Origin of the sequence: Imbroritus primus, from assembly GCF_964332355.1 — a bacterium.
Taxonomy (GTDB): domain Bacteria; phylum Pseudomonadota; class Gammaproteobacteria; order Burkholderiales; family Burkholderiaceae; genus Imbroritus; species Imbroritus primus.
The window spans coordinates 1-25,845 of record NZ_OZ201294.1; the positions used below are offsets into that span (position 1 = coordinate 1).

Annotated in this window: 21 protein-coding genes; 6 read left to right on the forward strand and 15 right to left on the reverse strand. The window is 62.8% G+C overall.

Features of this window, described 5'->3' with window-relative positions; translation table 11 throughout:
* Positions 1–482 precede the first annotated feature (482 nt).
* Positions 483–1,535, forward strand: coding sequence for a DUF4062 domain-containing protein (locus tag ACQ3C8_RS14970; protein WP_428853194.1), 1,053 nt, complete (start codon positions 483–485; stop codon positions 1,533–1,535).
* A gap of 132 nt (positions 1,536–1,667) precedes the next feature.
* On the opposite strand, the gene ACQ3C8_RS14975 is transcribed toward ACQ3C8_RS14970, so the two are convergent.
* The 5 genes from ACQ3C8_RS14975 to ACQ3C8_RS14995 form a co-directional block, all read right to left on the reverse strand.
* Entirely contained in the window at positions 1,668–4,184 is a 2,517-nt protein-coding gene (locus ACQ3C8_RS14975) for an ATP-binding response regulator (protein WP_428853195.1), read from the reverse strand.
* 208 nt (positions 4,185–4,392) lie between these two features.
* Complete coding sequence (locus ACQ3C8_RS14980) at positions 4,393–4,515, reverse strand: putative transporter small subunit (RefSeq protein ID WP_428853196.1); 123 nt, start codon at positions 4,513–4,515, stop codon at positions 4,393–4,395.
* A gap of 20 nt (positions 4,516–4,535) precedes the next feature.
* Positions 4,536–6,227, reverse strand: a complete 1,692-nt coding sequence (locus tag ACQ3C8_RS14985) for a sodium:solute symporter family protein (RefSeq protein ID WP_428853197.1) — start codon at positions 6,225–6,227, stop codon at positions 4,536–4,538.
* A gap of 625 nt (positions 6,228–6,852) precedes the next feature.
* The gene (locus ACQ3C8_RS14990; protein ID WP_428853281.1) at positions 6,853–7,914 is read right to left on the reverse strand and encodes a YcjF family protein; all 1,062 of its coding nucleotides are present in this window, start codon (positions 7,912–7,914) and stop codon (positions 6,853–6,855) included.
* A 157-nt stretch (positions 7,915–8,071) separates the two neighbouring features.
* On the reverse strand, positions 8,072–9,055 hold the full coding sequence (locus ACQ3C8_RS14995) for a LysR substrate-binding domain-containing protein (protein WP_428853198.1): 984 nt from the start codon (positions 9,053–9,055) through the stop codon (positions 8,072–8,074).
* A gap of 218 nt (positions 9,056–9,273) precedes the next feature.
* Between ACQ3C8_RS14995 and ACQ3C8_RS15000 the strand changes: the two genes are divergently transcribed.
* From ACQ3C8_RS15000 to ligK, 3 genes are all read left to right on the forward strand, one after another.
* Entirely contained in the window at positions 9,274–10,281 is a 1,008-nt protein-coding gene (locus ACQ3C8_RS15000) for a Bug family tripartite tricarboxylate transporter substrate binding protein (protein ID WP_428853199.1), read from the forward strand.
* Positions 10,282–10,384: 103 nt separating this feature from the next.
* A complete protein-coding gene (locus ACQ3C8_RS15005; protein WP_428853200.1) occupies positions 10,385–11,410 on the forward strand; it encodes an amidohydrolase family protein in 1,026 nt (341 codons plus the stop codon).
* A gap of 15 nt (positions 11,411–11,425) precedes the next feature.
* Positions 11,426–12,109, forward strand: coding sequence for a 4-carboxy-4-hydroxy-2-oxoadipate aldolase/oxaloacetate decarboxylase (ligK, locus tag ACQ3C8_RS15010; protein WP_428853201.1), 684 nt, complete (start codon positions 11,426–11,428; stop codon positions 12,107–12,109).
* 87 nt (positions 12,110–12,196) lie between these two features.
* Here the strand turns inward: ligK and ACQ3C8_RS15015 are convergent, their stop codons facing one another.
* The 3 genes from ACQ3C8_RS15015 to ACQ3C8_RS15025 form a co-directional block, all read right to left on the reverse strand.
* Positions 12,197–12,715 (reverse strand): GFA family protein, encoded by a 519-nt coding sequence (locus ACQ3C8_RS15015; RefSeq protein WP_009523607.1) that lies wholly within the window; start codon positions 12,713–12,715, stop codon positions 12,197–12,199.
* A gap of 32 nt (positions 12,716–12,747) precedes the next feature.
* Complete coding sequence (locus tag ACQ3C8_RS15020) at positions 12,748–13,218, reverse strand: RES family NAD+ phosphorylase (RefSeq protein ID WP_428853202.1); 471 nt, start codon at positions 13,216–13,218, stop codon at positions 12,748–12,750.
* A gap of 136 nt (positions 13,219–13,354) precedes the next feature.
* Entirely contained in the window at positions 13,355–13,858 is a 504-nt protein-coding gene (locus tag ACQ3C8_RS15025) for an antitoxin Xre/MbcA/ParS toxin-binding domain-containing protein (protein ID WP_428853203.1), read from the reverse strand.
* Between the two features lie 335 nt (positions 13,859–14,193).
* Between ACQ3C8_RS15025 and ACQ3C8_RS15030 the strand changes: the two genes are divergently transcribed.
* Positions 14,194–15,633, forward strand: a complete 1,440-nt coding sequence (locus tag ACQ3C8_RS15030) for an NAD-dependent succinate-semialdehyde dehydrogenase (protein ID WP_428853204.1) — start codon at positions 14,194–14,196, stop codon at positions 15,631–15,633.
* Between the two features lie 2 nt (positions 15,634–15,635).
* Here ACQ3C8_RS15030 and ACQ3C8_RS15035 read toward each other — a convergent pair whose 3' ends face one another.
* From ACQ3C8_RS15035 to ACQ3C8_RS15045, 3 genes are all read right to left on the reverse strand, one after another.
* Positions 15,636–16,238, reverse strand: a complete 603-nt coding sequence (locus ACQ3C8_RS15035) for a nucleotidyltransferase family protein (RefSeq protein WP_428853205.1) — start codon at positions 16,236–16,238, stop codon at positions 15,636–15,638.
* Positions 16,239–16,472: 234 nt separating this feature from the next.
* Complete coding sequence (locus ACQ3C8_RS15040) at positions 16,473–16,682, reverse strand: dodecin (protein ID WP_009523602.1); 210 nt, start codon at positions 16,680–16,682, stop codon at positions 16,473–16,475.
* A 91-nt stretch (positions 16,683–16,773) separates the two neighbouring features.
* A complete protein-coding gene (locus tag ACQ3C8_RS15045; protein ID WP_009523601.1) occupies positions 16,774–17,025 on the reverse strand; it encodes a DUF1902 domain-containing protein in 252 nt (83 codons plus the stop codon).
* Positions 17,026–17,846: 821 nt separating this feature from the next.
* Here ACQ3C8_RS15045 and ACQ3C8_RS15050 point away from each other — a divergent pair.
* Positions 17,847–19,046 (forward strand): M20 aminoacylase family protein, encoded by a 1,200-nt coding sequence (locus ACQ3C8_RS15050; protein ID WP_428853206.1) that lies wholly within the window; start codon positions 17,847–17,849, stop codon positions 19,044–19,046.
* A gap of 66 nt (positions 19,047–19,112) precedes the next feature.
* On the opposite strand, the gene ACQ3C8_RS15055 is transcribed toward ACQ3C8_RS15050, so the two are convergent.
* The 4 genes from ACQ3C8_RS15055 to hemN form a co-directional block, all read right to left on the reverse strand.
* The gene (locus tag ACQ3C8_RS15055; protein WP_428853207.1) at positions 19,113–22,133 is read right to left on the reverse strand and encodes a molybdopterin-dependent oxidoreductase; all 3,021 of its coding nucleotides are present in this window, start codon (positions 22,131–22,133) and stop codon (positions 19,113–19,115) included.
* The gene (locus tag ACQ3C8_RS15060; protein WP_428853208.1) at positions 22,130–22,987 is read right to left on the reverse strand and encodes a hypothetical protein; all 858 of its coding nucleotides are present in this window, start codon (positions 22,985–22,987) and stop codon (positions 22,130–22,132) included. The genes ACQ3C8_RS15055 and ACQ3C8_RS15060 overlap by 4 nt, the downstream gene beginning before the upstream one ends.
* Before the next feature lie 123 nt (positions 22,988–23,110).
* Positions 23,111–24,199, reverse strand: a complete 1,089-nt coding sequence (locus ACQ3C8_RS15065; protein ID WP_428853209.1) for a fatty acid desaturase — start codon at positions 24,197–24,199, stop codon at positions 23,111–23,113.
* A gap of 5 nt (positions 24,200–24,204) precedes the next feature.
* On the reverse strand, positions 24,205–25,746 hold the full coding sequence (hemN, locus tag ACQ3C8_RS15070; protein WP_428853210.1) for an oxygen-independent coproporphyrinogen III oxidase: 1,542 nt from the start codon (positions 25,744–25,746) through the stop codon (positions 24,205–24,207).
* Positions 25,747–25,845 lie beyond the last annotated feature (99 nt).

Here is a 25,845-nt window from a genome sequence, read left to right on the forward strand (position 1 = left end):
GGAGCGATGTGCAGCTTTGTCAAGCCGTTAACTTGCCTGTAGTGTCGTACGGGTAGCAGGCTACCCCACACGCACTGCTCGGTGGAGTGCGATTTTTACGATACATGTGCGCCAGCGTTTTTGTCGCTTGTATATCGTTGCCACTGTCTGTTATAGCATTAGGGGGCATCTTCTCCGAATAGGATTCCTCGAGAAGCGAATGAGGTTCGATACCTTTCGTGCGCCCTTGAGATGCCAAAGCTGGTACGTTTCGTAGCGCGTCTAGTAGTCTGATAGACCACTATGGTTTCACTCAACGACTTCGACGTGCATGTAAAAGACGAAGTCGTTGGTCAAAGATAATTTTTCAATGAGATATTCAACTATGAGAAATATATCGTTGATTCCTGCCATAATAAGTGGCCTGGTTGATATCTTGCGAAAGAACTGAAAAAGAGTGACTGTAATTTTCTTATAAATTAATAATAAAATCGGGGATAAATGTGTCAGCAAAATACCAAGTTTTTGTAAGCTCAACATATATGGATCTTTCAGGGGAAAGAGATTCGGTAATTAAAGCTATATTGGAAATGGGACATATCCCGGTTGGGATGGAGATGTTTAGCGCGGCTGATGAAGAGCAGTGGAATGTAATAAAAAAGCAGATTGACCAATCTGACTACTATATTGTTATAGTCGCCCACCGCTACGGTAGTTGTGATGCAACCGGATTGAGCTATACAGAAAAAGAGTACGATTATGCAGTCTCTCAGGGAGTGCCAGCTTTAGGATTCGTGGTCGATGATGATATCTCGTGGCCTAAGGATAAGTCAGATACAGATCGCGCAACGCTTAAAAAGCTTAAAGTTTTCAAGGAGAAGGTGAAATTAAAGCATGTTAGTTTCTGGAAGAACGGTGAAGATTTGTATGGAAGATGCTCAATTGCCCTCATGAAAGCCTTTAATACCTATCCAAGAGAGGGTTGGGTGAGAGCATCGCAAGTCCAGGATGCTGCTGCCGCAAAAGAAATCGTCCGATTAAGCTCTGAGAATGCTTCTCTCCGAGAGCGTCTTCACGGCTTTGAAATTGCAGCTGATGTGGAAGTGGCAATCGAAAAGACAATTGTCACAATGAGGGCGAACAAGAGAAAGATATCCGTATGGAAAAAAACATCAACGGATTGGGATGAGGGAAAGGAAATTACTTTATATCAACTTTTCGAAGTACTAGCGCCGGAAATGCAGGTTGAGTTGGCGCTTCCAGAAATTTCACGATTTACGGCTACTCACGCACTAAGTGTTTCCGCCAAAGAACTCCGGGCTAGCTGGCCTACCCCACGCAATGTTATTCGCTCGTTGCTTGCGGATTTGGCGGCGCTTGGTTGTGTTGCGCCATCAAACAAAAGAAAACCAGTTGCGGACAAAGAAGAGTATTGGGCGCTTTCTGATTTTGGTGTCAAATTGCTGGCACGAATGAGGCGTCGAAGACTAGAGCGCCTTGAAAGTCTAACAAAGATCGAAAACAAAGCAGAGAAAGACGTAAAAACTGACGCTTAAGAGGATGGTTGCACTAACAGGTGTAGTTGGTGCTTCTTGAGGCTGTAATCAAAGAGTGTGCAGTAAAAATCCTTTGTTTTGGTAGTGCTATGAGACAGCATTGCTAATGCTCCTCATCTGGTGGCGATATTATCAAGGCAGCGTTTTATATTCCCAATAGTGCGTCATGGTCTGAGTAGCTCTCGCGCCCATCTCCATGAGCTGCTTTAACCATTCTACTTCAATCAAATCTTCTTCAATTTTTATCGACAGGTAATGTTCGCGTGTAAGCATAATCAATCTCGTAGCCCCAGCATGTCCAGCCATCGAGATCAACGAATGCATGCCATTGTGGATACGCTCGATGTCCTGCTCCTTGTTCCCCATCTCGATATCCACCAGCAGCTCCGCAATCCGATCCCGCAACAGCAGCACTTCGTCAATGCCGTTATAGGTCACCAGCTCGGTGAGCTTGTCCAGATCGAAGAGTTCGATACCCGGTATCTGTGAGATGTCAGTGATCGTTTCCTGAGGTGGTCGAACGGACAAAGTCTGCGCCGGCGATATCGACAGATCATTTGTGGTTTCTGGAATCAGCACCTGTGCCAGACATTGCGCCAGCTGCGTGGCCGCTACCGGTTTGGTCAAACAGGCATTGATCCCCGCTGCGAGAGCGACTTGCAGCTTTTCGTCATCCGAGTAGCCCGTCAGCGCGAGGATGGGAATGGCGGATGATTTGCCTGGCATCGTGCGGATGGTGCGCGCGACTTCGACACCATCCATGCCTGGCATGTTGAGGTCGAGCAGTATCGCGTCAACCTGCAAGCTGTTTGACAACGCATCCAGCGCGGCTTGCCCGTGGTTGGCCGTGACTACCTCGACATGCCAGCGCTTGAGGTGCGCGGTGACGATGGAGAGATTCAGCGGTTCATCGTCCACCACCAGCACGCGTTTGCCTGCGAGGGCTGATGTGTCGCATCCGGTCGCTTGATGGGTGGCGGTCTGCAATGCATGTTGCAAGACCTGAACCAGTTCGGCAGGGCGAAACGGCTTTTCGATAAAACCATTCATGCCCACTTTTTGCGTCTTTACGGTGGCCATATAGGCCGATTCGGTGGTGCAGGCAATGATGGGAATATCCTGATAACGGACATCGCCGCTGGAGCGGATGCGTTCCGTCGCGGAATAGCCATCGAGGACCGGCATGTTGAGGTCCATCAGCACAAGGTCGAAATGTTCGGCGTGTAACTTTTCCAGTGCCGCTTTACCGTTCTCCGCTTCATCTATATCGGCGCCAAGTCGCCGTAATACGTCGCAGGAGGCTTGCCGTAGAAATGCCTCGTCGTCCACGACCAGGATCCGCTTTTGATCGAGGATGGGTTTGGCGGATTCCATCAAGGCGGTTTCGTGTGCTTTGAATTCGGCCTCGTCAATGATGGGGAAGCGCAATACAAACTCTGTGTAGGCTCCGATTTTTGATTCGCAGTGAATATCGCCACCGAAGGATTTCATGGCGCGTTTGCAATAAGACAATCCGAGGCCGGTGCCGCCGATTTTTCCGGATGTCTGGAACGGCTCAAACAGTTTGCGCAAGACATTTCTGGAGATGCCGGGTCCGGTATCACGAACGCAGATGCGGTTGGTATCGACGGTGAGTACGATGGTGGCACGTGGATGTGATTTGAAGTAGTGCAATGCATTCTTGATCAGATTGAACAGCACAAAGATCAGAATGGTTTCGTCGCCTTTGAACAGGAATTCCTTGCGGATATCGATGGATACCTTGCGGCGTTCTTCCTCGGTTTCAAAGCTGTATTCATCCACTGCTTGACGTACTGTCTTGCCAGCATAGAGATAGGTGAAGCGGGAGGCATCGATGGGTTTGGCTTTGACCTCATCCAGTGTCATGGCAATGACCTGAAGGCCGCGCTCGATGGCAACCTGGCCTTGGCTCAGATGCCGGTAGAGATGGCCCATCTGTGGACTCTCAATCGTGCGGCTGCGGTCTTCTGCGGACGGCGAGGGCAGCATGTGGCCGATACTGTCGAGGCTGTATTTGACCTGAGCCAATGGATTGCGCATTTCATGGGCGATTGAACCGGCAAGCGCACGGAGGGCTCTGTTGCGTTGCTCGTGGATTTTATTGATGGCGTAGCTGAATACCATGCTGCATAGCATGATGACCGGCAGGAGCGCGATACCGGCCTGATCACTTGCGTCGAGTGTGACGGGTTCGGGCGCTGCGATGATGGCGGTCAATGCTCCCAGAAACATGCCGATGCTGACGCAGCCAAGCAGCAGAACAGGGATGTTGATGCAGATAGCCATGATGAAAATCATCATGACCTCGGTCATCATCCACATCATCGAGAAATCATTGCGTACTGTGAGATAGGTACAGGTGAACGGCAAGACGTACACCAGACAGAAATACCAGTACGGCAGCAAGAATCGGCGGGCTGCTCCTGTCCATTTATCTTGATAAATGAGAGGAATGCACAGTGCGGCTGCGCTCAGCCTGAGCCAGGGATTGTCATACGGTTGGGGGAGGACGTACGTCCACAGGAGATAGTAGACAGGGTGGCAGATGGCCCCCAGAATGCCGCCCCATTTGACGGCGAAACGGCTTCTCTCAAGCTGGTTTTCGAAACGATTCCCTTTGATATTCACTTTTCTGCCTCGTCGCATTGCGATTCCTGAGGCATGCTGTTTAAGTGATCTGCAAAGAAAATCCAACCCTGAGAGGTTGTCTTGTGCGGCAAATGCCGCGTGGATTAACAATATTCAACAATATGGGCCAACGTACAACATCCATCGGGCATATTTCTAAAGAAGAGTTGCTAGGGCAGCGCTAACTGCGCTGCCCGCACCGCCAGTATCAGATCATCGATTTCCCGCTCTGTTTGGCGTCGCGTATGTCACGCCACAGCGCCACAAGCAGAATGGCGAGGATCGCAGCCGAGATGATCGGCCAGACGAGAATATAAGAAGTGAGCCACATAGCAATATCCTTGGTTGGAGTTAGGGGCGCGTTGGTTCGGCTGAAGGCTGGATGCCGGACGGCGTTGCTGTCGTATCCAGGCGGCGCTGAAACGACGTGACGCGATCCGCCAGTCGGGAGAAATCGAAGCGTTCGCGGCTACGCAGGCTGAGTGCCACGCAGACCATGGTGCTGACGCCGTAGGCGGTGAGGGACGCGGTGAGCACGATGTAGTCGCGCAGCGTTCCAACAAAGAAGGGCAGCATGACGATCAAGGCCAGCGTGCCGACCGCCAGCGCGGTACGGCGGCCAAAGAAGCCAAAGCTCATGAGGCCCAGCACCACCGCTCCACCGACGGCGGCGCAGATTTCGAAGAAGATGGCGATGGCGCCTTCGATCGGAATCAGCTGGAAGCGCACGATGGTGAATAGTGCGACGGCCGATAGTACCGACGAGACAAAGGCCCGGTTGGTGACACGGTCCCAGTAGAAGCTGGCGATAACGGGAAACACGATGGCGCCCCAGAGCGCGCCGACGAATACCAGCATGACGAGAATGTCGAGTCGCAGGCTGGCGAAGATCACGCCGATCATGGTCGCGATGATCATGGTGGCGCGGCCCAGCCACAGCATGCGGCGCGGGTTGGGTTTCCCGCCGGCCATGTTCTTGGCATAGATGTCGGTCATGACGATGGCCGAGAGGGCGGATAAGTCCGAGTCGGCCGTCGACGACAGCGAGCCGACCACCAGGATGAAGAACAGTGCGATCCCGAGGGGCGGCAGATAGGCCGATGCCATTTGCGGGATGATGTTGTTCATGTTGCCGTCAACGGGCTCCAGGCCGACGAACAAAGCGAGCAGGCCAAGCATGCCAAGGCCGATGACAACGGCGCCGTAGCCGAGGGTGGCGGTGAGGAACGTCGGCTTGATCAGGTCTTCGCGTACGGCGAAGAGGCGCTGTGCAATTGTCTGGTTGCCGATGGCGTAGGCCAGTACGGCGACGAAGTAGGGCGCCCCCTGTTCGAGGATGGCCTGGGTGGAGTAGAAGCTGGCCTGCTCGCTGGAGAGCCGCCACATATTGGCTTCGAGCATGCTGGTGCCGCCCGCGTTGAAAAAGATCAGCGGAATGATGATCACGGCCGACAGGATCATGGCAGTCAGTTGCGCGAAGTCGGTCATGACGGATGCACGGAAGCCTGACCAGAACGTGTACGACAGCACACCCAGACCTGTAATCAACACGCCTTGCGTGAAGGTCATGGGGCTCAGGATGGAAACCAGCGCGCCCGCGGCCGTAAAGTTCACCATCAGGCTGATGCAGCTGCCGATGATGTTGGACACGGCCATGATCATCTGGCTCGAGGTGCCATGCCGTGCGTGAATGATTTCACCGAGGGTGTGGGCTTTGGGCGCAAGCTGGCGGAACCGCTTGCCGAACGGGTAGATGAACAGGATCATCAGCGCCCCCCAGAGTCCGTAGTGGATCGGGCCTGACAAACCGTATTTGAATCCCGAGGTGGCGCTGGCATAGAACGAGGCTGCCCAGATCCAGGTGGCGATCATGCTGGCAGCGGAAAGGCCGAAACCAACCGCGTTGTTCGACGTCATGTAGCCGTCGACGTTTTCGTTGCGCTTGCCGATCATCAGCGACATCAGGAAGGTGGCGCCGTAGAAGCCGAGCAATAGAAGAATGGCGGTCGTACCGGATAACTTGAAGAACTCTGTTTCTTGCATGGGGGACTCTCACTCCTTCGCAGCGGTGTTCGGCTGCGCCCATACCGTTTCCGCAGGACGCGATGGGCGGCAACTATCCCATTGGCGTACCGAAACACTTGTGGGGCGAAGCGCGCGCACGAACGCCTGCGCGGCCTGGGCGGGATCGTCCGCGCAAGGTCGAGCAGCATCAGGACACAGCACATAGGTGCCGCGCGACCACAATGGATGAACAAGGGCCGGGGCCCTGATGTGGTCTGGCGATGAACCAGCCGGGTAGGCTGGCTAAATTGTTCCGCGGTCAAACACGACCGGGTTTGAGTGTTTCGGCAAAAATGCCGGGCCGCTGTGCGCGGCCTGTTGATGGCTGATCAAACAAGCTGGCTTCAGCCGTCGATCACCGTGTAAAGTCGGTCATTGTAACCGTAAGTACGCGAACTGTCCAGGCGCGCGCGGCAAGTGACGTGCGCGAGCAGGCCTCGGCGCGTGGGCCGAGTGCCCGGCGCGCCTGCTCTTTCAGGCGTGGGAACGTGATCGAATCGCCCGCCGGATCAGGCGATGCGGCGGGCTGAATGGAGGTGCACATCCTTGTGAGGTTGACACCGGTCGCAGTTGGTCATGCGTGCGTTCGGTCTCGATGGATGGCTTAGCGTCCCCTGACCATCTCCATGATCCGCGCCGTATTCAACCCTCGCGCCGTCTCCTCCATCTGCGGCAGATACCTTACTTGCATCTGCTTTCCATCCCGCATCACATGCTCATACGCATCGCGCAGCATCTGCATGCTGAGCGTGCGGCCGCCGGCGTAGTACTGGTTGGCGACGTGGCCGAGGGCGTAGGTGGAAGCGAAGCTCATGCCGCTGCTGACGGCCTGTTTGCCGAGGCCGCCGAGCATGCCTTTGCCGGCTTTGCCGAGGAGGCTGCCGAGCAGTTTGCGACCGGCCTGTTCGAGGTATTGCGAGGTGAGGCCGACGCCGAGGGCGGCGAGCAGGTCCTTGATGTGGCCGCGGTCGAGGTCGTAGCCGTAGTTCTGGCCGATCTGGTAGACGAGGCGCATCTGCAGCGGAATGATGGCGAGGGTGGAGAGGTTTTCCGGCAGCAGTTCGATGGCGCCGTTCATGATGGAAGCGTTGAGGATCTTGCGGTCCATCTCGGCGGTGGTGAGTTTGCTCGGGCGGCGCATGGCGTCGGTGGGCAGGGCGTCCACGGCGCTGGGGTGCGGCGCGGGCTGGCCGGCGAGCGGGGCGGGCGCAGGTTCGACGATGACGGGATCGCTGTCGGCATCGAGCGGTGCGTCGGCAATGGCTTCGGCCTGGATGGCGAAGTCGCTGTTTGCCAGGGTGGCTGCCGTGGCAGTGCCGGCTGTGGTTCCGGCCGTGCCGGATGGCTGGCCGAGCGCCTGGCGCAGCTTGCTCAGAAACGCTTGTTCGGCGGCGCTGGTGTGGCCGTCGGCATCGCACACGCACACGGCCATTTCATAGGCGAGCTGGCGCGCTTCGGGGCTGGTGAGGCGTGGCAGCACGGTGTCGACGGTGACACGGCGCAGCAGTACGTCCTGGTACAGACCGGGCAGGTTGATCTGCTGGTCCTGCGCAAGGCCTTCGGCCACCTGTTTGATCTGCTCGCGTTCGCGGTCGTGCTTGTCGCCGTCGGCGTAGGCGGCGAGCAGGCAGAGTGTAACGGTGGCGCGGATTTCGTCGTGGGTCATGGCGGTCCTTGTGATCGTGATGATCCGGGTGATCTGGTGTGCCCGTACGTGGCTGGCAAACAGCGGTTGGATTGCGCGGGAGCGGGACTGGTTCCCGTCCGGATGTTGCAGCGCGATGTGGCGGGGGCGGGGCCGCGTGTGGGCCGGATGAGCGGCCCTATGCAGCCGGTTCGGCGACGGCAGGTGCAGCCGCATGTCTGCCTGTCCGCTTGCCGGTCGGCGCAGGAGCGTTTGCCTCCGGGGTGTCGCGCGCTAACTGCTCGGCGAGTTCCACAAAGCGCCGCGTCAGCAGCGAAGGTTCGTCGTTGCGGTGCGCCACATAGAGCTGGCTGTGCGCGGCGGTGGACTCGAGCGGGGCGTAGTGCACGCCCACGGTCTGCAGACGCGCATAGGCTTCGGGCAGCACCGAGATGCCGACGCCCGCGGCGACGAGGCCGATGATGGTCGCGCCTTCGCGCGCCTCCTGTGCGACGTGCGGCACGACGCCGGCCTGGTTGCAGAGATCCATCACATGGCCGTACAGGCCGCAGCTGAGGGCGCGCGGAAACAGGATGAGCGACTGGCCGCCGAGCGCGCGGATCGGGATCGGCCCCTGGTGCGAGCACAGCGGATGGTCGGCGGGCAGCACCACGCGCAATTCGTCTTTCCAGAACGGGGTGAAGCGCACATGCGGCGGCGGCTGGAACTGCGGCGAGGGGCGCAGCAGGCCAACGTCGATGTGGCGGTCTTCGAGCGCTTGAAGTTGCGGGCCGGTGGCCATGTGCATGATCTCGAGACGGGCCAGCGGCCATTCCTGCCGGAAGGTGCGGATCAGCGCCGCAAAGCCGGGCACCAGCGGGACTGAGCCGGTAAAGGCCACGCGCAGCAGGCCGGCTTCGCCGCGCCCCGCGCGCTGCGTGAGTTCGACGGCGTTGGAGAGTTGCGAGAGCGTGGCGCGTGCCTGCTCGAGAAACACGCGGCCGGCTTCGGTGAGGCTGATGTGGCGGCGCGAGCGGTCGATCAGCTTGGTGCCGACCGCCTCTTCCAGCGCCATGATCTGCATGCTGAGCGGCGGCTGGCTGATATTGAGGCGCTGTGCGGCGGCGGTGAAGCTGAGTTCTTCGGCCACGGCCACGAAGTAGCGGAGCTGGCGTAGGTCCATGGTGTCTGTCTCCTTGCGCGAATCTCTTCTATTCGATAAACGTATACAACGACGCTGAAATATATATTGGACTCGCTTTTACGAGTCTAGCATCATTGTCTGGCAGGCCCCAAGCCTTGAATGTTCAGCCACAGCAGATGTGCCGTGCGCGCTGGCGACCGCGATGTGCGGTGTGCCGGCGATGACAAGCGGCCCGCTTCCAGACAGGAGACAAGACCATGACCAAGCATGTTGTTCCGCCGGTGGGCGGCATCCGACGTACCGTTCTCAAAGCCACCGGCGCAGCCCTGTGCCTGATGCTGGCCGCCGCGCCGGTCCAGGCAGATGACTATCCTTCCAAGCCGATCCGCATCGTCGTGCCGTTCGCGGCTGGCGGCGCGGTGGATACGGTGGGCCGCATCATCGGCGACAAGTTGTCGAAGCAGCTCAAGCAGACCGTGCTGGTCGACAACAAGCCGGGCAACCACGCCAATATCGGCGCGCATGAAGTGGTGCGGGCACCGGCCGATGGCTACACGCTGCTGCTCGGCGCGAACGGGCTCGCGACCAATCCCGCGCTCGACAAGAAGCTGCCCTTCAATCCACTCACTGATCTGGTGACGGTGGCGCGCGTGGGCTATGCCCCGCTGGTGCTGGTGGTGCCGACCAACTCGCCGGCGCGCACGGTAGCGGACCTGGTGCGCATCGCCAAGGAAAAGAACGGTGCGATGAACTATGGCTCGTCGGCCGTGGGCGGCTCGGGCCATCTGGCGAGCGAGCTGCTCAAGCGCGCCACGGGCATGGAAGCGCAGCACGTGGCCTACAAGGGCGGCGCGCCGGCGCTGACCGATCTGGTGGGCGGCCGGCTTGACTTCATGATGATCAATCCACTGGAAGCCGCACCGCACGTCAACACCGGCAACCTGCGTGCGCTGGCCGTGGCGACGAGCAAGCGCATCGGGCCATTGCCGAACGTGCCGACGTTTGCCGAAGCGGGCGTGCCGAATTTCGATGCCACGGTGTGGTGGGGCTTCATGGCGCCAGCTAAGACGCCGCCTGCCGTGATCAACAAGCTGAGTGTCGAGATCCTGACCGCGCTGAAGGACAAGGACGTACAGCAGCGCCTGGCGACCATCGGCGCGATTGTCGAGCCGCAGCCGGCGCCGGCCTTCGGCAAATTCCTGGCGGACGAGACGAAACGCTGGGGCGACATCATCCGCTCGGCGGGGATTTCGAACGAAGGGTGAGCGTCGGCATGGCATGCCGTTGCGCGTGCGCGCGGCCTGTCTTGCAGCGGCATCGTTTTATTGAATTGACTGCCCGGCTTGCCGGGCTTGAAGAAAGCGTTCCATGATCATTGATTGCCACGGTCACTACACGACCGCTCCCAAAGCGCTGGAAGCCTGGCGCCTGAAACAGATTGCCGCCGTCAACGACGGCACCACGCTGCCGCTGGTTTCCGAACTGCGCATCAGCGACGACGACATCCGCGAGACCATCGAGGCCAACCAGCTGCGCATGATGCGCGAGCGCGGGCACGATCTCACCGTCTTCAGTCCGCGCGCCATCTTCATGGCGCACCATGTGGGCGATTTTGGCGTGTCGTCGACCTGGGCGGCGATCTGCAACGAGATGTGCCATCGCGTGTCGCAACTGTTTCCGGACAACTTCGTGCCGGCGGCAATGCTGCCGCAGAGCCCCGGTGTCGATCCGGCCACGTGCATTCCCGAGCTGGAAAGGTGCGTGCGCGAATACGGCGCGGTGGCGGTGAACCTGAATCCCGATCCGGCCGGCGGCTTCTGGAACAGCCCGCCGCTGAGCGATCGCCACTGGTATCCGCTGTATGAAAAACTGGTCGAGTACGACCTGCCGGCAATGATCCACGTGAGCCAGAGCTGCAACGCGTGTTTCCACACCACGGGCGCGCATTATCTGAATGGCGACACCACGGCTTTTATGCAGTGCCTGGATTCGGACCTGTTCCGCGACTTTCCCACGCTCAAGTTCATCATTCCGCATGGCGGCGGCGCGGTGCCGTACCACTGGGGCCGTTTCCGCGGCCTGGCGCAGGCGCTGAAGAAACCGCTGCTGGAAGAGCACCTGCTCAACAACGTCTTCTTCGATACCTGCGTGTATCACCAGCCGGGCATCGACCTGCTGACCAAGGTGATTCCCATCGACAACATCCTGTTTGCCAGCGAAATGATCGGCGCGGTGCGCGGCATCGATCCCGACACGGGGTATCACTTCGACGATACGCGCCGCTACATCAACGCGGCGGAGATCGAGCCGGAGGCGCGCTTCAAGATCTTCGAGGGCAATGCGCGGCGCGTGTACTCGCGTCTCGATGCGCATCTCAAGCGCCAGGGCCGTTGAACGGAGGACACGACAATGTATGAACTGGGCGTCGTCTATCGTTCTATCCAGCGGGCCGACCGTGCGAGCGCGGACCGGCTGGCGGATTTCGGCTCGGCCACGGTGCACGAGGCCATAGGCCGCGTGGGGCTGCTCGCGCCGTATATGCGGCCCATCTATCGCGGCGCACGCGTCTCGGGCACGGCGGTGACGGTGCTGCTGCAGCCCGGCGACAACTGGATGATGCATGTGGTGGCCGAGCAGATCCAGCCTGGCGATATCGTGGTGGCGGCCGTGACCGCACCCAGCACGGATGGCTACTTTGGCGACCTGCTGGCGACGAGCTTCATGGCGCGCGGGGCACGGGCACTGATCATCGATGCTGGCGTGCGCGATGTGACCACGCTGGAGGAGATGGGCTTTCCGGTCTGGAGCAAGGCCATCTCGGCGCGCGGCACGGTCAAGGCAACGCTCGGCTCGGTGAACATTCCCGTGGTCTGCGCCAATATGTGGGTGCGGCCCGGCGATGTGATCGTGGCTGATGACGACGGCGTGGTGTGCGTGCCGGCAGAGCGCGCCGTGGCCGTGGCCGACGCGGCGGCAAAGCGCGAAGCCAACGAGCAGGGCAAACGCGAGATTTTTGCGGCGGGCACGCTGGGGCTCGATCTCTACAACATGCGCGAACCGCTGGCGAAGCTCGGGCTGCGCTATATCGATTGAGCGCGGTGTGTGAGTGCGCGGACACAGACGCGACAGCGTGCGTGTGTCCAGGTTTGCAGGGCGGGTCGTGCTACCGGGGCGGCCCGCTTATTTTTTGGGGCGCGCTTCCGGGGGGAGCAACGTGGGCGGCGATGCTGCCTGTCCGGGCTGCGCCGGGATGAATTTCAGCGTACCGGCCAGCGCCGGGCCGCTGCCTGCGGGTTTGTCCGACGGATGCGCGACGCCGTCGTACACCGGGACTTCTGCGAAGTCGAACGGGCTCACGTCTTTCAGGCAGGCGACGTTCACGCCATACTGATGCGGATTCGAACGGCGCTGGTGATGGGTGTAGATGCCGCAGCGCGCGCAGAAGTAATGGCGCGCCGCCTGCGTATTGAACTGGTAGAGCGTGAGCGATTCTTCGCCGGCCAGGATCTCGATGTCGGCTAGATCGGCCGACACCGCAATGGCGCCGCGCATGCGGCAGTACGAGCAGGTGCAGCGCCGCGCGGTTTGCAGCCCATTGGTGAGGCGCACGCGGAAACGCACCGTGCCGCAGTGGCAAGCGGCGTCGAGGTGATCGCGCATCTGCGAGGCGGTTTCGGTCGGGGTGGTGCCAGTGGTCATGATGATCTCCTGTCAGGCATGATGAATGCGCCTCAGCGGAACAGCCGGTAATCCATCGCGAACGGCTGCTTGTCCATCACCTTCACGCGGCGCATGTGCGGATGGGCGGGATTGAGCAGCAGGTTGAATTCCTGCGGGCACACCACGGAGGGCACACGCATGACAAGCCGCGTGCCGTCGCTCAGCCATTGCCGGCCCAGCGCCACGGTTTCGGCCGGGTCGTGGTCGAGCGCATCCCATCCTTCGGGCAATGGCGGCGAGACGGCGGCCTCCACATCGGCATCGGGCACCTCGAGCGTGACGAGGAACAGGTTGCGGACGGGCAACAGTCCGGCCATGTGCACGCGCGCCTCGAGCACGGCCGTGGAGACATGTTCGCAGGTATACAGCACCGCCATGCCGCGCGGATTCCAGCGCCCGCCCGCGAGCGCCGCACCTTGGCCGCTCAGGTCGTCGGCCTGATAGCGGCCCGCGCGTTCCTTGGCGAGGCGGTGGACGATCATGCGCTGGTCACTCGCCTGGTGTTAGAGACGTTAGCAAAATGAAGCGAAGCGGTTCTGGCTAGGCACGTGGCCGCAGACAGTACACCTAGTACGGTAAGGCCACGTAACGACGCCAGAATCATTTTGCTAGCGTCTCTTACACGCCGACGCCGTATTCGAAGCGCATGAGGATATCCCTCACACGATCATAACCGGCCTGCGTGTCGAGCATGTCGAGCGGCCGTTCGCCGCCGAGCAGGGCATTCGGGTGCAACATCCACTGCGAGGCCAACTTGGCATCCTCGAGCACATCGGTCGCCTGGCTGTGCACGATCAGGATGCGGGCCACGCGGTCAGATTCGCCGGGGCTCAGGCGCTCGCCGGTGGCGATCTTGCGGTTGATGGTGCTGGGCGCCCAGCGGATGCTGGTAAACAGGGCCTGGACGGGAATGCCGAGCAGGTCGGTGGCCATGCGGCCGACAATGGACGGATCCATGCCGTCGCGGATCACCTGGATTTGTGCGCTGGCGTCGAGCTTGGCGAATTCGAGTTCGCGCACGGCCCCGCCGCGCGCCGGGCGGGGAGCGGCCGGGACCGTCCGCCCGGCATCGGCGGTGCGGGCAGGCTTGCGTGCAGGGGACGCGGGCAGGCGTGTGGTCATGGGCAGGCTCCCGGGTGGGATGACGATGGCTCCATTATAGCGGTTTTTACCAAAATGGAGAAATCAAACTCCATTTTGGCATAGGCGAGAAGGCGAGGCATGCAAGCGACGATGGTGGGATGATGCCTTGCCGGAATGATCTGCCGGTCGCGTACGCTATTAGCACGTCATTGGCGACGCCATCGGGCACGCAGCGCGCGCTTTGCCATGCCCGGCGATCAGGGTAAAGTGACAGGAAGCCGCCGCGCAAGCGATGCCCGCAGCACACCAGAAGTCTCTGGCCGTGCGTATCCGTTCTTGCGTCCCCGTTTGACCTTCCATCCACGAGACTCCCCATGACGTATCCGAATACCCAACTGTTCATCAACGGCCAATGGCGCGATGCCGCCGAGGGCCGCACCCTGGCTGTCGTGAATCCCGCCACCGGGCAGGAGATCGGGCGCGTGGCGCATGCCTCGAAGGTGGACCTGGATGCCGCACTCGACGCGGCGCAGAAGGGATTCGAAACATGGCGCGACATGACCACCTCGGAGCGCAGCAAGATTATGCGCAAGGCCGCCGGGCTGATGCGCGAGCGTGCCGATGCGATTGCCCGGCTGCTCACCCAGGAGCAGGGCAAGCCGCTGGCCGAGGCACGTGTCGAGGCACTGGCGGCGGTGGACATCATCGAGTGGTTTGCCGAGGAAACGTTCCGCGTCTATGGCCGCATCGTACCGTCGCGCGTGAACCTGTCGATCCGCCAGATGGTGCTGAAGGATCCGGTCGGTCCGGTGGCCGCCTTCACACCGTGGAACTTCCCGATCAACCAGGTGGTGCGCAAGGTCGGCGCGGCGCTCGCTGCAGGCTGCTCGATGATCGTCAAGGCGCCCGAGGAAACACCAGCGGCCCCGGCCGAACTGATTCGCGCCTTTGCCGACGCTGGGCTGCCGCCGGGCGTGCTCGGTCTGGTGTATGGCGATCCGGCGGAGATCTCCAGCTACCTGATTCCGCATCCGGTGATCCGCAAGATTACCTTTACGGGTTCCACGCCAGTCGGTAAGCAGCTCGCCGCGCTGGCCGGGCAGCACATGAAGCGCGTGACGATGGAGCTGGGCGGGCATGCCCCGGTGATCGTCGCGGAAGACGCCGATATCGAACTGGCGGTGAAGGCCAGCGGCGCGGCCAAGTTCCGCAATGCTGGGCAGGTGTGCATCTCGCCGACGCGCTTTCTCGTGCATGAAAGCATCCGCCGCGATTTCGAGCAGGCGTTGGTGAAGCATGCCGAAAGCCTGAAGGTCGGCGATGGTCTGGCGGATGGCACGCAGATGGGTCCGCTGGCCAACACGCGGCGCATCACCGCGATGGAGGCGATGACCGCCGACGCGATCCAGCAGGGTGCGAAAGTGCTGGCGGGCGGTGAACGCATGTCGGGCGACGGCAATTTCTGGCAGCCGACGGTGCTGACCGACGTCTCCCCGCAGGCGCGCATCTTCAATGACGAGCCGTTCGGGCCGGTGGCGGCGGTGCGCGGCTTCAGCAAGCTGGAAGACGCCATCGCCGAAGCCAACCGCCTGCCGTACGGGCTGGCGGGTTATGCCTTCACGCGTTCGCTGAAAAATGCCGACCTGCTGAGCCGTCGGGTCGAAGTCGGTATGCTGTGGGTCAATATGCCAGCCATGCCGATGGTCGAACTGCCATTCGGCGGCATCAAGGATTCGGGCTATGGATCGGAAGGCGGACCGGAGGCGGTGGAAGCCTATCTGAATGTGCGTACCGTGTCGGTCATGAACGCCTGACCTCAGGTGCGTAGGTCCACCGGCGTATCGACATCGCGCAACACGCCGGGGTCGTCCACTTCCATCCAGGTCACCGGATGCTGCTGCAGTAGCATCCGCGCGCCTTCGTCCCCCGTCAGCGCACGCAGCGCCGGGCCATGGCTGGCGGCAAAGGCGACCGGATGTCCGCGTTGCTGCCGGTAGCGCGGCACGACGATTCGGCCCGCCTGCTCGGGCGTGCCGGTGCCGCAGGCCAGCGAGGTGGTGACGGCCTGGATGGTCTCGGGCCGGATCCACGGCATGTCGGCCAGCCCCACCACCCAGCCGGATGCCGGTTGCGGCGTCGCGGCGATGCCGCCAGCCAGCGCGTGGCCCATGCCGTCGCGCGCCTCGGGCACTGCCACCACCGTGCACCCCGCGGCACGCAGTGCATCGGCTAGCGCATCGTCATCGGCACGGACCACGGCATAGGTTTCCGGCAGCGATGCCAGCATGGCGCGGGCGCTGTGCCAGGCAACCGGCTGGCCATCGGGCAGCCGCGCCAGCAGCTTGCTGTCGCGGCCCATGGGATCGAAGCGGCGGCCGAAGCCAGCCGCCAGCAGGATGCCGGTTACGGGAAAGGTCATGACGCGGGTCCGGGTTTCGGGTCAATGGAGCGGCGCAGCCACTGCATGAATCTGCAGCACGCCAGACGGTAGTATCGCAGCGAAACCGCTGGTCGGGCAGCCAGCGGCCATCCATCGGCATTGCACCGCCATGCAGAGCGTGCGCGGAGCGGTTACGGCTACAGGGCTGCACAGCCGACGCCGGTCCCCATCAGAACCGGCATCGACTCCGCATCGGCCCCAAGTTACCCCGGATCAGTCCTCGATCCGGAAGCCGACCTTTACCACCACCTGGAAATGCGCGATCTTGCCATCCTGGATATGGCCGCGTGTTTGCACCACTTCGAACCAGTCCATATGTTCCAGACTTTGCGATGCCTTGGCGAGCGCGTTGCGGATGGCATCGTCGCTGCTGTTCGGGGACGAGCCGACGAGTTCGATCAGCTTGTAGGTATGGGTGCTCATGGCGGTCTCCTGAAAAAGCCCCGGAAAGGCAGGGCAGTCCGCGCGGGTGCGCGGGGTTTCCTGAGGGACATCCGGCCGGTGGCGAAGGTTCCTACGGCTGAGCTACCGGCTGGGTGACATGGGGCGTGCATTCGTGCACCGCGTCGTACACCACGCGGTAGCGCACGTTGCCATGCGCATGGCTGTGGCATTCGCCCAGCAGGTCGGGCATGGCTTGTCCGATGGCCGCGATCAGCGCCTCGAAACTGCCGGCCTCCACCGCCAGCCCCGGCACGTCGCTGGCCACGACGCTCCACAGGCCGGTATCGGCACAGCGTTCGACGTTGACTTGATAGGGACGCATGCTCGACTCCTCTGAAGGGTGTTTCGGATGGGTACGGGCTGGCTCCATCTTATGCCTTTGCGGCGCGTTTGGGCATGGGTGACGGCCAACATTAAATTTCGTCAAAGAAACGGTGGATGGGGCGCGCTGTCCGTACAGTGGCCGGCTGCGGCGTCGCAATGCTGCAATCCGATCAATGCGGCCGGCCTGCGGGGCATCCCGGTCCGGCCCAGTTCTTTTGAGGAAACCATCATGTCGTTTCGTCTGTTTGCAGTGCGGGGTACCGGACTTTGGAGTGGGCCTGCGTGGCCGGATCTCGTGGGCCGGCCGGTGGCTCTGGGTTTTGGCGAGAGATCCGCGCCGGCCCGGACGCGTGGCAGCGTGTACCCGGACACGCCGCCTGCCAATGTATCCGTCGCTACCGTGAGGCCGAGGCTACTGCCGGTTGCGTCGCACGTCACTGCGCAGACGGGGCGCAACGCTCGCGGACATGCGTCTCCTGTGTCCGCTGAAGTACGGGAGCAGGAGGTGGTTGGCGCGACATGCAATCACACTGAACAGCCACCCTATGAACAGGCTCTGGATCCATTGACGTGGTACCTCCGCCAGGCGCTCAAGGCCGAACACGCTGCGCGCCTCGGCTGACGCAGTCTCCGGTGTGGCTGGGTCCGCTTGGCGCATGATGCAAATGTGCGACAGCGATGCCCGATAACGGCGTCCACGCATTGATATGCGCGGACGCCAGCGGGATACTGGGCGGCAAGGGAGGCGGAGCGGGCCTGTGCTGCAACGTGGCACGCCAGTTGGAAGGATTGCCCGCCGGCTCCCTGTGCGGAGCCGTTATGCACATCGACATGGATGCCCAGCGTTACCTAGATGCCATGGAGCAGGCCCGTGCGGAGCTCGTTGCGCTGCGGCGTGACCTGCACCGCCATCCTGAACTTGGCTTTGAAGAACACCGTACCAGTACGCTGGTAGCCCGCCTGCTGAAAGAGTGGGGCTACCGCGTGGAACGCGGCATGGCCGGCACCGGCGTGGTCGCGCAGCTGGTGTGCGGCGATGGCAAGCGCCGCCTTGGCCTGCGGGCCGACATGGATGCCCTGCCGATCGAGGAAAAGAGCGGCGTGGAGCATACCAGCATCCATCCGGGCGTGATGCATGCCTGCGGCCATGATGGCCACACGGCCATGCTGCTCGGCGCAGCCCGCTTCCTGGCGAAAACGCGCGCTTTCTCCGGCACCCTGAATCTCATCTTCCAGCCTGCGGAAGAGGGCCTGAATGGCCAGAGCGGCGCGTTACGCATGGTCCAGGAAGGCTTGTTCGAGCGCTATCCCTGCGATGCCATCTTTGCCATGCACAATATGCCGGGCTATCCCGAGGGACACTTCGTGTTCCGTGCCGGACCGACCCTGGCGTCATCGGATTCCGCCACCATCGTGGTGACCGGCGTCGGCGGGCATGGCGCACACCCGCACCGCAGCGCCGATCCGGTCGTGGCCGCGGCATCCATTGTCATGGCGCTGCAGACGCTGGTGTCGCGCAACGCGCCGCCGCTTGAAACCGCCGTGGTCACGGTGGGCGCCATCCATGGCGGCAGCGCGGGCAATGTCATTCCGGACGAGGTCACCATGGAGGTGGGCATCCGCGCCCTCGATCCCGATGTGCGGCGGCTGCTCGAGCAGCGCCTCAAGGCCCTGGTCACGGCCCAGGCGGAGAGTTACGGCGTGCGCGCCACGGTGGATTACCGGCAAGGTTTTCCCGTGCTGGTGAACGAACGTGGCGCGACCGTGTTCGCCTGCGAAACAGCCCGTGCACTGGTGGGCGAGGCCCAGGTCATGGTGCCGGGTCCGCAGCGCTCGGGCAGTGAGGACTTTGCCTACATGCTGGAGCACTGCCGCGGCGCATACCTGTACCTCGGCGCAGGGGATGGCGAGGAAGTGTGCATGGTGCACAACCCCTCCTATGATTTTAACGACCGCCTGCTGGTGACCGGCGCCGCATACTGGGCCTGCCTGGCCGAGCGGTTTCTCGTGTCCGAATAGTGCAGGGGCGGAGCCTAGTGGCTCCGTCCCGCCCCTCGTGTCAGCTTTTCTTGTTTCCCGCTTTCGCTACGTGCCCGCCACGGCCCGCACCTTGCACAGATGCAGCTTCAGGTTGCTTTGCTGCGAGGCCGGGTCGAGCTTGCCCTCGGTCAGCATATTGACCGAGGCGGCAGGATGAAACGGTTGCGTCTGGTCCCAGCCGATTGGCACGAACACGCTTTCGCGGCGGATGCCGGTGGTCACCCAGGCACGCGCCTCGACGCTGCCGCGCGGCGTGTCGATGCGCACGCGTTCGCCGTCGCGCACGCCGATGGCGGCAGCCTTGTCCGGATGCATCTGGCAATACAGTTCCGGCCACATTTCCTGCGCTTGCCAGAAGTAGTGTGTCCATGAATGAAAATGCGGGGCCGCCGGGCGGCCGGTGACCAGTTCCGTGTCATAGCCCGCATCGCGCAGGCGCGTGCCCGGCGTGCCGCTGTCGTCCGGCTGGGCGATATCGACTACCGGGGCCAGCGCCGGTGCATGGAAGAACGGCGAGGTCGTAATTTCGCCATCGCCGTCCGTGAGGCAGCCGGCTGGCAGCCACGGTAGCGGCACCAGCTGCTCGGCCTCGGTATAGAACTCCGGCAGCGCCGACAGGCCGAGCGCGCGGAATTTGGCTTCGAGTGACTCGGTCCAGAACTCCAGCTTGCCACTCGGCGTGGGAAAGCGCTTGCCGGCTGGTTGGCCGAACGCCGTGCTGCCATCGAGATAGAGCGTGCCGGCTTCGGGCGCATCCTCGTGTGCCACTGGCGTGCGCACCCAGCGATGCGGCAGGCCGCGCAGCCGTTTGAGCGTTGCACCGTGCAGATCAGGCGTGGCCGGGCGGAACACTTCATCCCAGAACGTGCCCGGATCCTTGTAGCGTTCCTGCAGGACATCGTCGTAGCCGAGCCGCTTGCCCAGCTCGATCCAGAACCAGTGGTCAGAGCGGGCCTCGCCCGGCGGTTCGATCAGCTTGTCGTTCCACACGATGCGCCGGTCTTCCGAGAGTCGGCTGATGCCGCCTTTCTCGATGCCGGTGGCGGCGGGCAGTACGTAATCGGCCAGCGCCGAGGTCGCGTTCTGGAACAGTTCGACATGCACGATCAAGTCCAGCGCTTCCAGTGCCTCGCGCACCTTCGCGCCGCCCGGCCATTGCGCTGCAGGGTTATTGCCGGTGATCAGCGCGCGGATCGGATACGGCTGGGCGTGCAGCATCCCGTCGAGCCAGGCCACCGGGCTGCGGCCCATTGCCGGGCGCGTCATCGTCGCGCGCCGTGCGTCGGGCACCGGCACCGTCTGCCAGTCGGGTTCGGCGGCCACGTTGAAATAACCGCCGCCCTTGCGTCCCCAGTTGCCGGTGATGGCCGCCAGGAACATCAGCACGCGATTGGTCTGCAGGCTGTTGCTGTGCTGGTTAACGCCACGGCTTGCATAGATCATGCAACCGTCGGCCGTTGCGATTTCTGCCGCCAGTGCGCGGATTTGCCGGGCGTCGAGACCGGTGACGGCGGCCGCCCATTCCGGCGAATACCCCTGCGTCAGAATGAATTCGCGCCAGCGCTCCCAACCAAGCACCCAGTCAGCACAGAAGGCAGCGTCATGCTGGTTGGTGACGAAGATCTCGTGGATCAGCGCGAGCCCCAGCGCCATGTCGGTCCCGGGGCGGATCGGCAGCCACACATCGGCCTTGCTGGCGGTCGGCGTGAGGCGCGGATCGGCCACGACCAGTCGGGCGCCATTGCGCAGCCGCCAGTCGTTGAGCATGCCGAAATTCACCGGCCGCGTTTCGGCCTGGTTGTCGCCGAAGTACACATACAGCTGCGCACTGCCGATGTCGTCGGGCGTATAGATATTGCCGAGATTGGTCGAACCGAGCGTGAGCTCGAGCGCCACCACCTTGCCGGCATCGCACAGCGGCTCGGTCGTCAGCACATTGGGCGTGCCCCAGAGCTGCGCGAACAGGCGCATGTATCCCATGATGTTGAGTACCCCGGTGCGCGTGCCCATGTGGATCGCCAGTGCTTCGCTGCCATGCTGGTCGCGCACCGCACGCAGCCGCGCGGCGATCTCGTCGAGCGCCTGATCCCAGCCGATGCGCTCGAAGCGTCCGCTGCCGCGCGGTCCCACGCGCTTGAGCGGATGCGTGAGACGCCCCGGGTTGCGGTACAGCTGCAAGGTCATCTGCGATTTCGGGCAGATGCGGCCCTGGAACACCGGGTCATCCGTGTTGCCGAGGATGTTTACGATCTGGCCGTCGCGATGGTGGAATTTCACCGTGCAGCCGTTGAAGCAGATATGGCAGCCGCCGGGCGTAACGCGTTCGGGCGCGGCGCTGTTGTCGTGGCGGTAGGGGAACGCGGTATCCGTGCCGGAGAGCCGCGCACGCGGACGATGGTCATTCAGGATTGCCGGTTGCAGGGTATGCGCCAGCCGGTCCGGCATGCGCGCGGGTGTTATCGCTTCATTGGTTGCAGTGGCGGGTGCGGCTACCGGTATCGCATCCGGCATCATGACCTGCGGCGCGGGTTTGCGGTCGAGATACAGCGTTGCCGGGCCCTGCAGGAAATGATCGTGGTCGCGCACCGGCTTACCCTGCGAGGCCGCCGCCTCGAGCAGCGCATCGCGCACGCCGAAGGTGATGGCGCGCGTCGGGCACACGCTCGCGCACGCCGGCCCGTCACCGCGTGCCCGGCGTGGGGCGCACAGGTCGCACTTCACCGCGTGGTGGTCCACCGGGTCATAGCCCATTGCACCGTACGGGCACGCCAGCACGCATTCCCCGCAACCGGTGCAGCGCGCTTCGTTGACGCTCACTACGCCGGTCACGGGATCCTTGCTCAGGGCCTTGGGCGCCACCGGGCAGGCGCGCACGCAGGCCGGCCGTTCGCACTGCTGGCAGGTCACGGTCAGGAAGTCGAGCTGCGGCACATCGGGTGCGCCAAGCCACAGCACCTTGTTGCGATATTCCTGTGGTCCCAGTCCATTGACCTGCTTGCACGCCGCTTCGCAGCTCTTGCAGCCGGTGCAGCGCTCCAGGTCGATGCTCAGAGCCAGTTGCGTCATTGCCCGCCTCCCCAGGCGGCGAGATGCCACCAGTAGATGGCGCGACCCTTGGCCACATAGCCCGCGAAAAATGTCACCAGCACGATATGCAGCGCCATGCCGCACAGGAACAGGAACGCCACCGCGAGATGCACGCGCCGCCATAGCGACAATGGCACGCCGGCCGCCCGCCGTGCGCCGACCAGCCGGGCTTCGGCCCCGGCCAGCCGGGCGTAGCGCCATGTCAGCCACGGGTGCCGCAGCGCGTGGCGCAGATTAGGGGAGAACACCGCTTCGCTGGCCAGTGGATCGAGCCTGGCCAGCAGGGCACGCTTGCGCGCAATGAGATCCGCGAGCGCGGCTCGTCTTGTGGTGAGATCGGCGAGATCAGCGGCATCGGCATCGTGGAAACTGAGCGGCCGCGAACCGAACTGGCGCGCGAAGCGGTTGGCCATGAACAGCCGCGCCAGCGTGCCTTGCAGCGCCAGGAACAGCAGCATGGCGACCAATACGCCCGGTGTGGACAGCAACTGCCCACCGCTGGCGTGAAACAGGATCAGCGCCGCGCCGGCCGTGCTGGCCAGCGCATGCGCCACGAACCAAGCCGGCGGGCGTTCGGTGAGGCCGCCGCGTTTGACCAACGAGAACAGCGCCGGCACGCACAACAGCAGCGCGCCAAGCAGCGCCGCGCCCTGGCGCAGCGGTGTCCCAGCCATGCGCGGTGCCTGCGGCCCGAGCAGCCGGTAGGCCACAAGTCCCACGAGCATGCCGAGCAGCAGTGCCAGCATGAGCATCAACGGCCCACGACGCAGACGTGCCGGCGAACGTATGGCGATGGCCGGGGCGGGCGGGGAAGCGGTTGCGGACGATGGCATGCGGCGCTCTCTGAGTCTTGTCGCGATGCCGACAGCGTAGCCGAGGGGCCGGAAACGCTATAGAACCAGCAGGTGCCAGGGCATGGATCCACACCTACCCCCGAGGGGATAGCGTGTGGACCGTCAGGCCGCGGCCACGGCCGGTGCCGGCGTACTGGTCGGACGTCCCTGGAAATCGGTCCAGCAGCGCTGGGCGAAGTCATACAGCTTGCAGCGGCGCGCCGTGTCGAAGTACCAGCGCCACGAAAAGCGCTGCACGATCACGCAGGCGGGCAAGGTCTCGTCGAGCCAGCCCTGCGCCTGCTTCAACTGGTACAGCGGAATCGCCATGCTCACATGGTGCGCGGTGTGCTCCATGATGTGGTGCATCAGCGCGCCGATGCGGAACGGAAAGGTCAGGTGCACGGTGGTCGAGACAAACGGATTGGCGGCAGCCCATGCGGCCTTGTCGGCATGCCACGACACGCGCGGATGCGTGTGGTGCACGTACACCACGAAACCGATCATGGCATTCCAGAACACAAAAGGCACCACGAAGCCCATCAGCAGCAGGAGCGCCACCGACTGGCCGGTGGCCAGCGCGGCAGCCACCATGCCGCCGATCCACAACAGGCCGGCGGCCGAGACGAGCAGGTTGTCGCGCAGGAATATCGCGCGTTGCGACGGCATGTGGGCCTTGCTCGGGAAAAACATGCGCAGCCACCAGATCTCGATGAAGTAATACAGCCACGGTCCCCAGCCACTGCGGTAGATGCGTTCGAGCACCTTGCGGGTGGGCGAGAGCGCGGCATATTCCTCACGTGTCTTGGGCGCCCATACGAAATCCACGCCCTTGAGATTGGTGTAGCCGTGGTGCACCACGTTGTGGCCGACATCCCACAGGCTGTAGGGCGTGAGCGAAGGCAGGAAGGCGATGCGCCCCAGTACCCGGTTCAGGCCGCGGTGCGGTGTCAGGCTCTGGTGGCAGGCATCGTGGCCGATGATGAACAGGCGGCCGATCACGAAGCCGGCGGCCAGTGCGCACAGCAGCTTGGCCCACCATGCCTCGAACAGGATGATGCTGGCGAACAGCGCCGCATGCAGCGCCAGGTCGACGCACAGCAGCACAATGGCCAGCGCGGTGCGCTTAGCCTCGTAGGCTTGCAGATGCTGGCGCAGCACTTTGCGGTGCGGCACCGGGGAAGGATTGGACGAACGGGTCTGGGTCGGCATGGTACTCACAAGATGCGCGAATAGCGCAGGGGCTGAATCGGGATGGCGCGGGATGTGCCGCACCCCTCAGGGTGACGGTCCGCGCGGTCATTTGTGCGGCCATCTCCCACCGGCTCGGCCGCCAGGTAGGCGTCGAAGGCCATGGCCACGCGCCGCACCAGATGGCGCCCCAGCGGAGTGACGCCGATGCGCGTGGCGTCCACGGTCACCAGTCCAGCCGCCTGCAGTGGGACGAGCTGTGCCAGCGCGCCAGCATAAGCGTGCTGGAAGTCAATTTGATGACGCGCTTCGAAGGCCGGGATATCGAACGTAAAGTGGCACATCAGCGCCTGGATGATCTCGGCGCGCCGATGGTCCTCTTTCGTCAGGTGGTGGCCGCGCAGGACCGGAAAGCGGCGTGCATCGAGCGCGGTGTAGTAGTCGTCGAGCGTGCGCACGTTCTGCACGAACGCCTCGCCGGGTTTACCGATGGCGGAGATGCCGAAGGCCAGCAGGTCGGACTGGGCCTGCGTCGAATAGCCCTGGAAATTGCGGTGCAGCCGGCCTTCGGCTTGTGCACGTGCCAGGTCGTCATCAGGCCGCGCGTAATGATCCATGCCGATGTCGATATAGCCGGCGGCGGCCAGCCGTTCGCCAGCCAGCAGCATCATGTCGAGCTTTTCGCTGGCAGTCGGCAGAGCATCCTCATCGATGCGGCGCTGCGGCTTGAACAGGTGCGGCAGGTGCGCGTAGCCGTAGATGGCGATGCGCTCCGGGGCCATGTCGATGACCGTACGCAGCGTCGCGTCGAAACTGGCGAGCGTCTGCAACGGCAGGCCGCAGATCAGGTCGAGGTTGATCGAGCGGATGCCGTGGCGGCGCGCGGCATCGATCACGGCACGCGTTTGGCTGACCGGCTGCACGCGGTGGATGGCTTCCTGTACGGCCGGATCGACATCCTGCACGCCCAGGCTGAAGCGGTTGAAGCCGAGTTCCGCCAGCACGGCGACGGTATCGTCCTGCACTGCGCGGGGATCGATCTCGATGGCGTACTCGCCGTCTGCCTGCAGATCGAAATACTGGCGCGTGCGCCGCATCAGGTCGCGCATTTCCTCGTGGCTGAGAAAGGTCGGCGTGCCGCCGCCCCAGTGCAACTGCCCCACCGGCAGGCCGCGTCCGGTGGCCTCGGTCACCAGCGCCATTTCACGGTCGAGATAGCGGATGTACTTGGCGCTGCGGCCATGGTCGCGCGTCACCACCTTGTTGCAGCCGCAGTACCAGCACAGGTGTGCGCAAAACGGCAGATGGAAATACAGCGAGAGCGGCGCGGCGCCTGGAGCGGCTGTGCGCGTCGCCACAGCCCGTAGCTGGCGGATGTAGTCCTCGGCGGTAATGGCTTCGGTAAAGCGGTCCGCGGTGGGATAGGAGGTGTAGCGTGGCCCGCTGCCGCCGAACCGCTGCAAGGTATCGCGCAGGCGTGCTGCAGCCGCGTCGGCCGGCGCATCGCCAGAGACACAGGGCGCAGGCGCGGAAGTACCACGGACAGGGATGGTGGAAGCAGGTCGCATGATGGGCTCAGACGCAACAGGAACGATTTCCGTTACCGTACGGCAAGCCCGTGGAGGACGCCTTGACAAGGATCAAGCCCGGGGCGGGCCGGGCTTGAT

Coding starts and splice junctions, on each gene's coding strand:
- ACQ3C8_RS15005 (WP_428853200.1), top strand. CDS start 10,385: ATGATCATTGATTGCCACGGTCACTACACGACCGCTCCCAAAGCGCTG.
- ACQ3C8_RS15055 (WP_428853207.1), bottom strand. CDS start 22,133: ATGACGCAACTGGCTCTGAGCATCGACCTGGAGCGCTGCACCGGCTGC.
- ACQ3C8_RS15020 (WP_428853202.1), bottom strand. CDS start 13,218: ATGATCGTCCACCGCCTCGCCAAGGAACGCGCGGGCCGCTATCAGGCC.
- ACQ3C8_RS15000 (WP_428853199.1), top strand. CDS start 9,274: ATGACCAAGCATGTTGTTCCGCCGGTGGGCGGCATCCGACGTACCGTT.
- ACQ3C8_RS15040 (WP_009523602.1), bottom strand. CDS start 16,682: ATGAGCACCCATACCTACAAGCTGATCGAACTCGTCGGCTCGTCCCCG.
- hemN (WP_428853210.1), bottom strand. CDS start 25,746: ATGCGACCTGCTTCCACCATCCCTGTCCGTGGTACTTCCGCGCCTGCG.
- ACQ3C8_RS15060 (WP_428853208.1), bottom strand. CDS start 22,987: ATGCCATCGTCCGCAACCGCTTCCCCGCCCGCCCCGGCCATCGCCATA.
- ACQ3C8_RS14995 (WP_428853198.1), bottom strand. CDS start 9,055: ATGGACCTACGCCAGCTCCGCTACTTCGTGGCCGTGGCCGAAGAACTC.
- ACQ3C8_RS14985 (WP_428853197.1), bottom strand. CDS start 6,227: ATGCAAGAAACAGAGTTCTTCAAGTTATCCGGTACGACCGCCATTCTT.
- ACQ3C8_RS15030 (WP_428853204.1), top strand. CDS start 14,194: ATGACGTATCCGAATACCCAACTGTTCATCAACGGCCAATGGCGCGAT.
- ACQ3C8_RS15065 (WP_428853209.1), bottom strand. CDS start 24,199: ATGCCGACCCAGACCCGTTCGTCCAATCCTTCCCCGGTGCCGCACCGC.
- ACQ3C8_RS14990 (WP_428853281.1), bottom strand. CDS start 7,914: ATGACCCACGACGAAATCCGCGCCACCGTTACACTCTGCCTGCTCGCC.
- ACQ3C8_RS15035 (WP_428853205.1), bottom strand. CDS start 16,238: ATGACCTTTCCCGTAACCGGCATCCTGCTGGCGGCTGGCTTCGGCCGC.
- ACQ3C8_RS15015 (WP_009523607.1), bottom strand. CDS start 12,715: ATGACCACTGGCACCACCCCGACCGAAACCGCCTCGCAGATGCGCGAT.
- ACQ3C8_RS15050 (WP_428853206.1), top strand. CDS start 17,847: ATGCACATCGACATGGATGCCCAGCGTTACCTAGATGCCATGGAGCAG.
- ligK (WP_428853201.1), top strand. CDS start 11,426: ATGTATGAACTGGGCGTCGTCTATCGTTCTATCCAGCGGGCCGACCGT.
- ACQ3C8_RS15045 (WP_009523601.1), bottom strand. CDS start 17,025: ATGCGTCCCTATCAAGTCAACGTCGAACGCTGTGCCGATACCGGCCTG.
- ACQ3C8_RS15025 (WP_428853203.1), bottom strand. CDS start 13,858: ATGACCACACGCCTGCCCGCGTCCCCTGCACGCAAGCCTGCCCGCACC.
- ACQ3C8_RS14980 (WP_428853196.1), bottom strand. CDS start 4,515: ATGTGGCTCACTTCTTATATTCTCGTCTGGCCGATCATCTCGGCTGCG.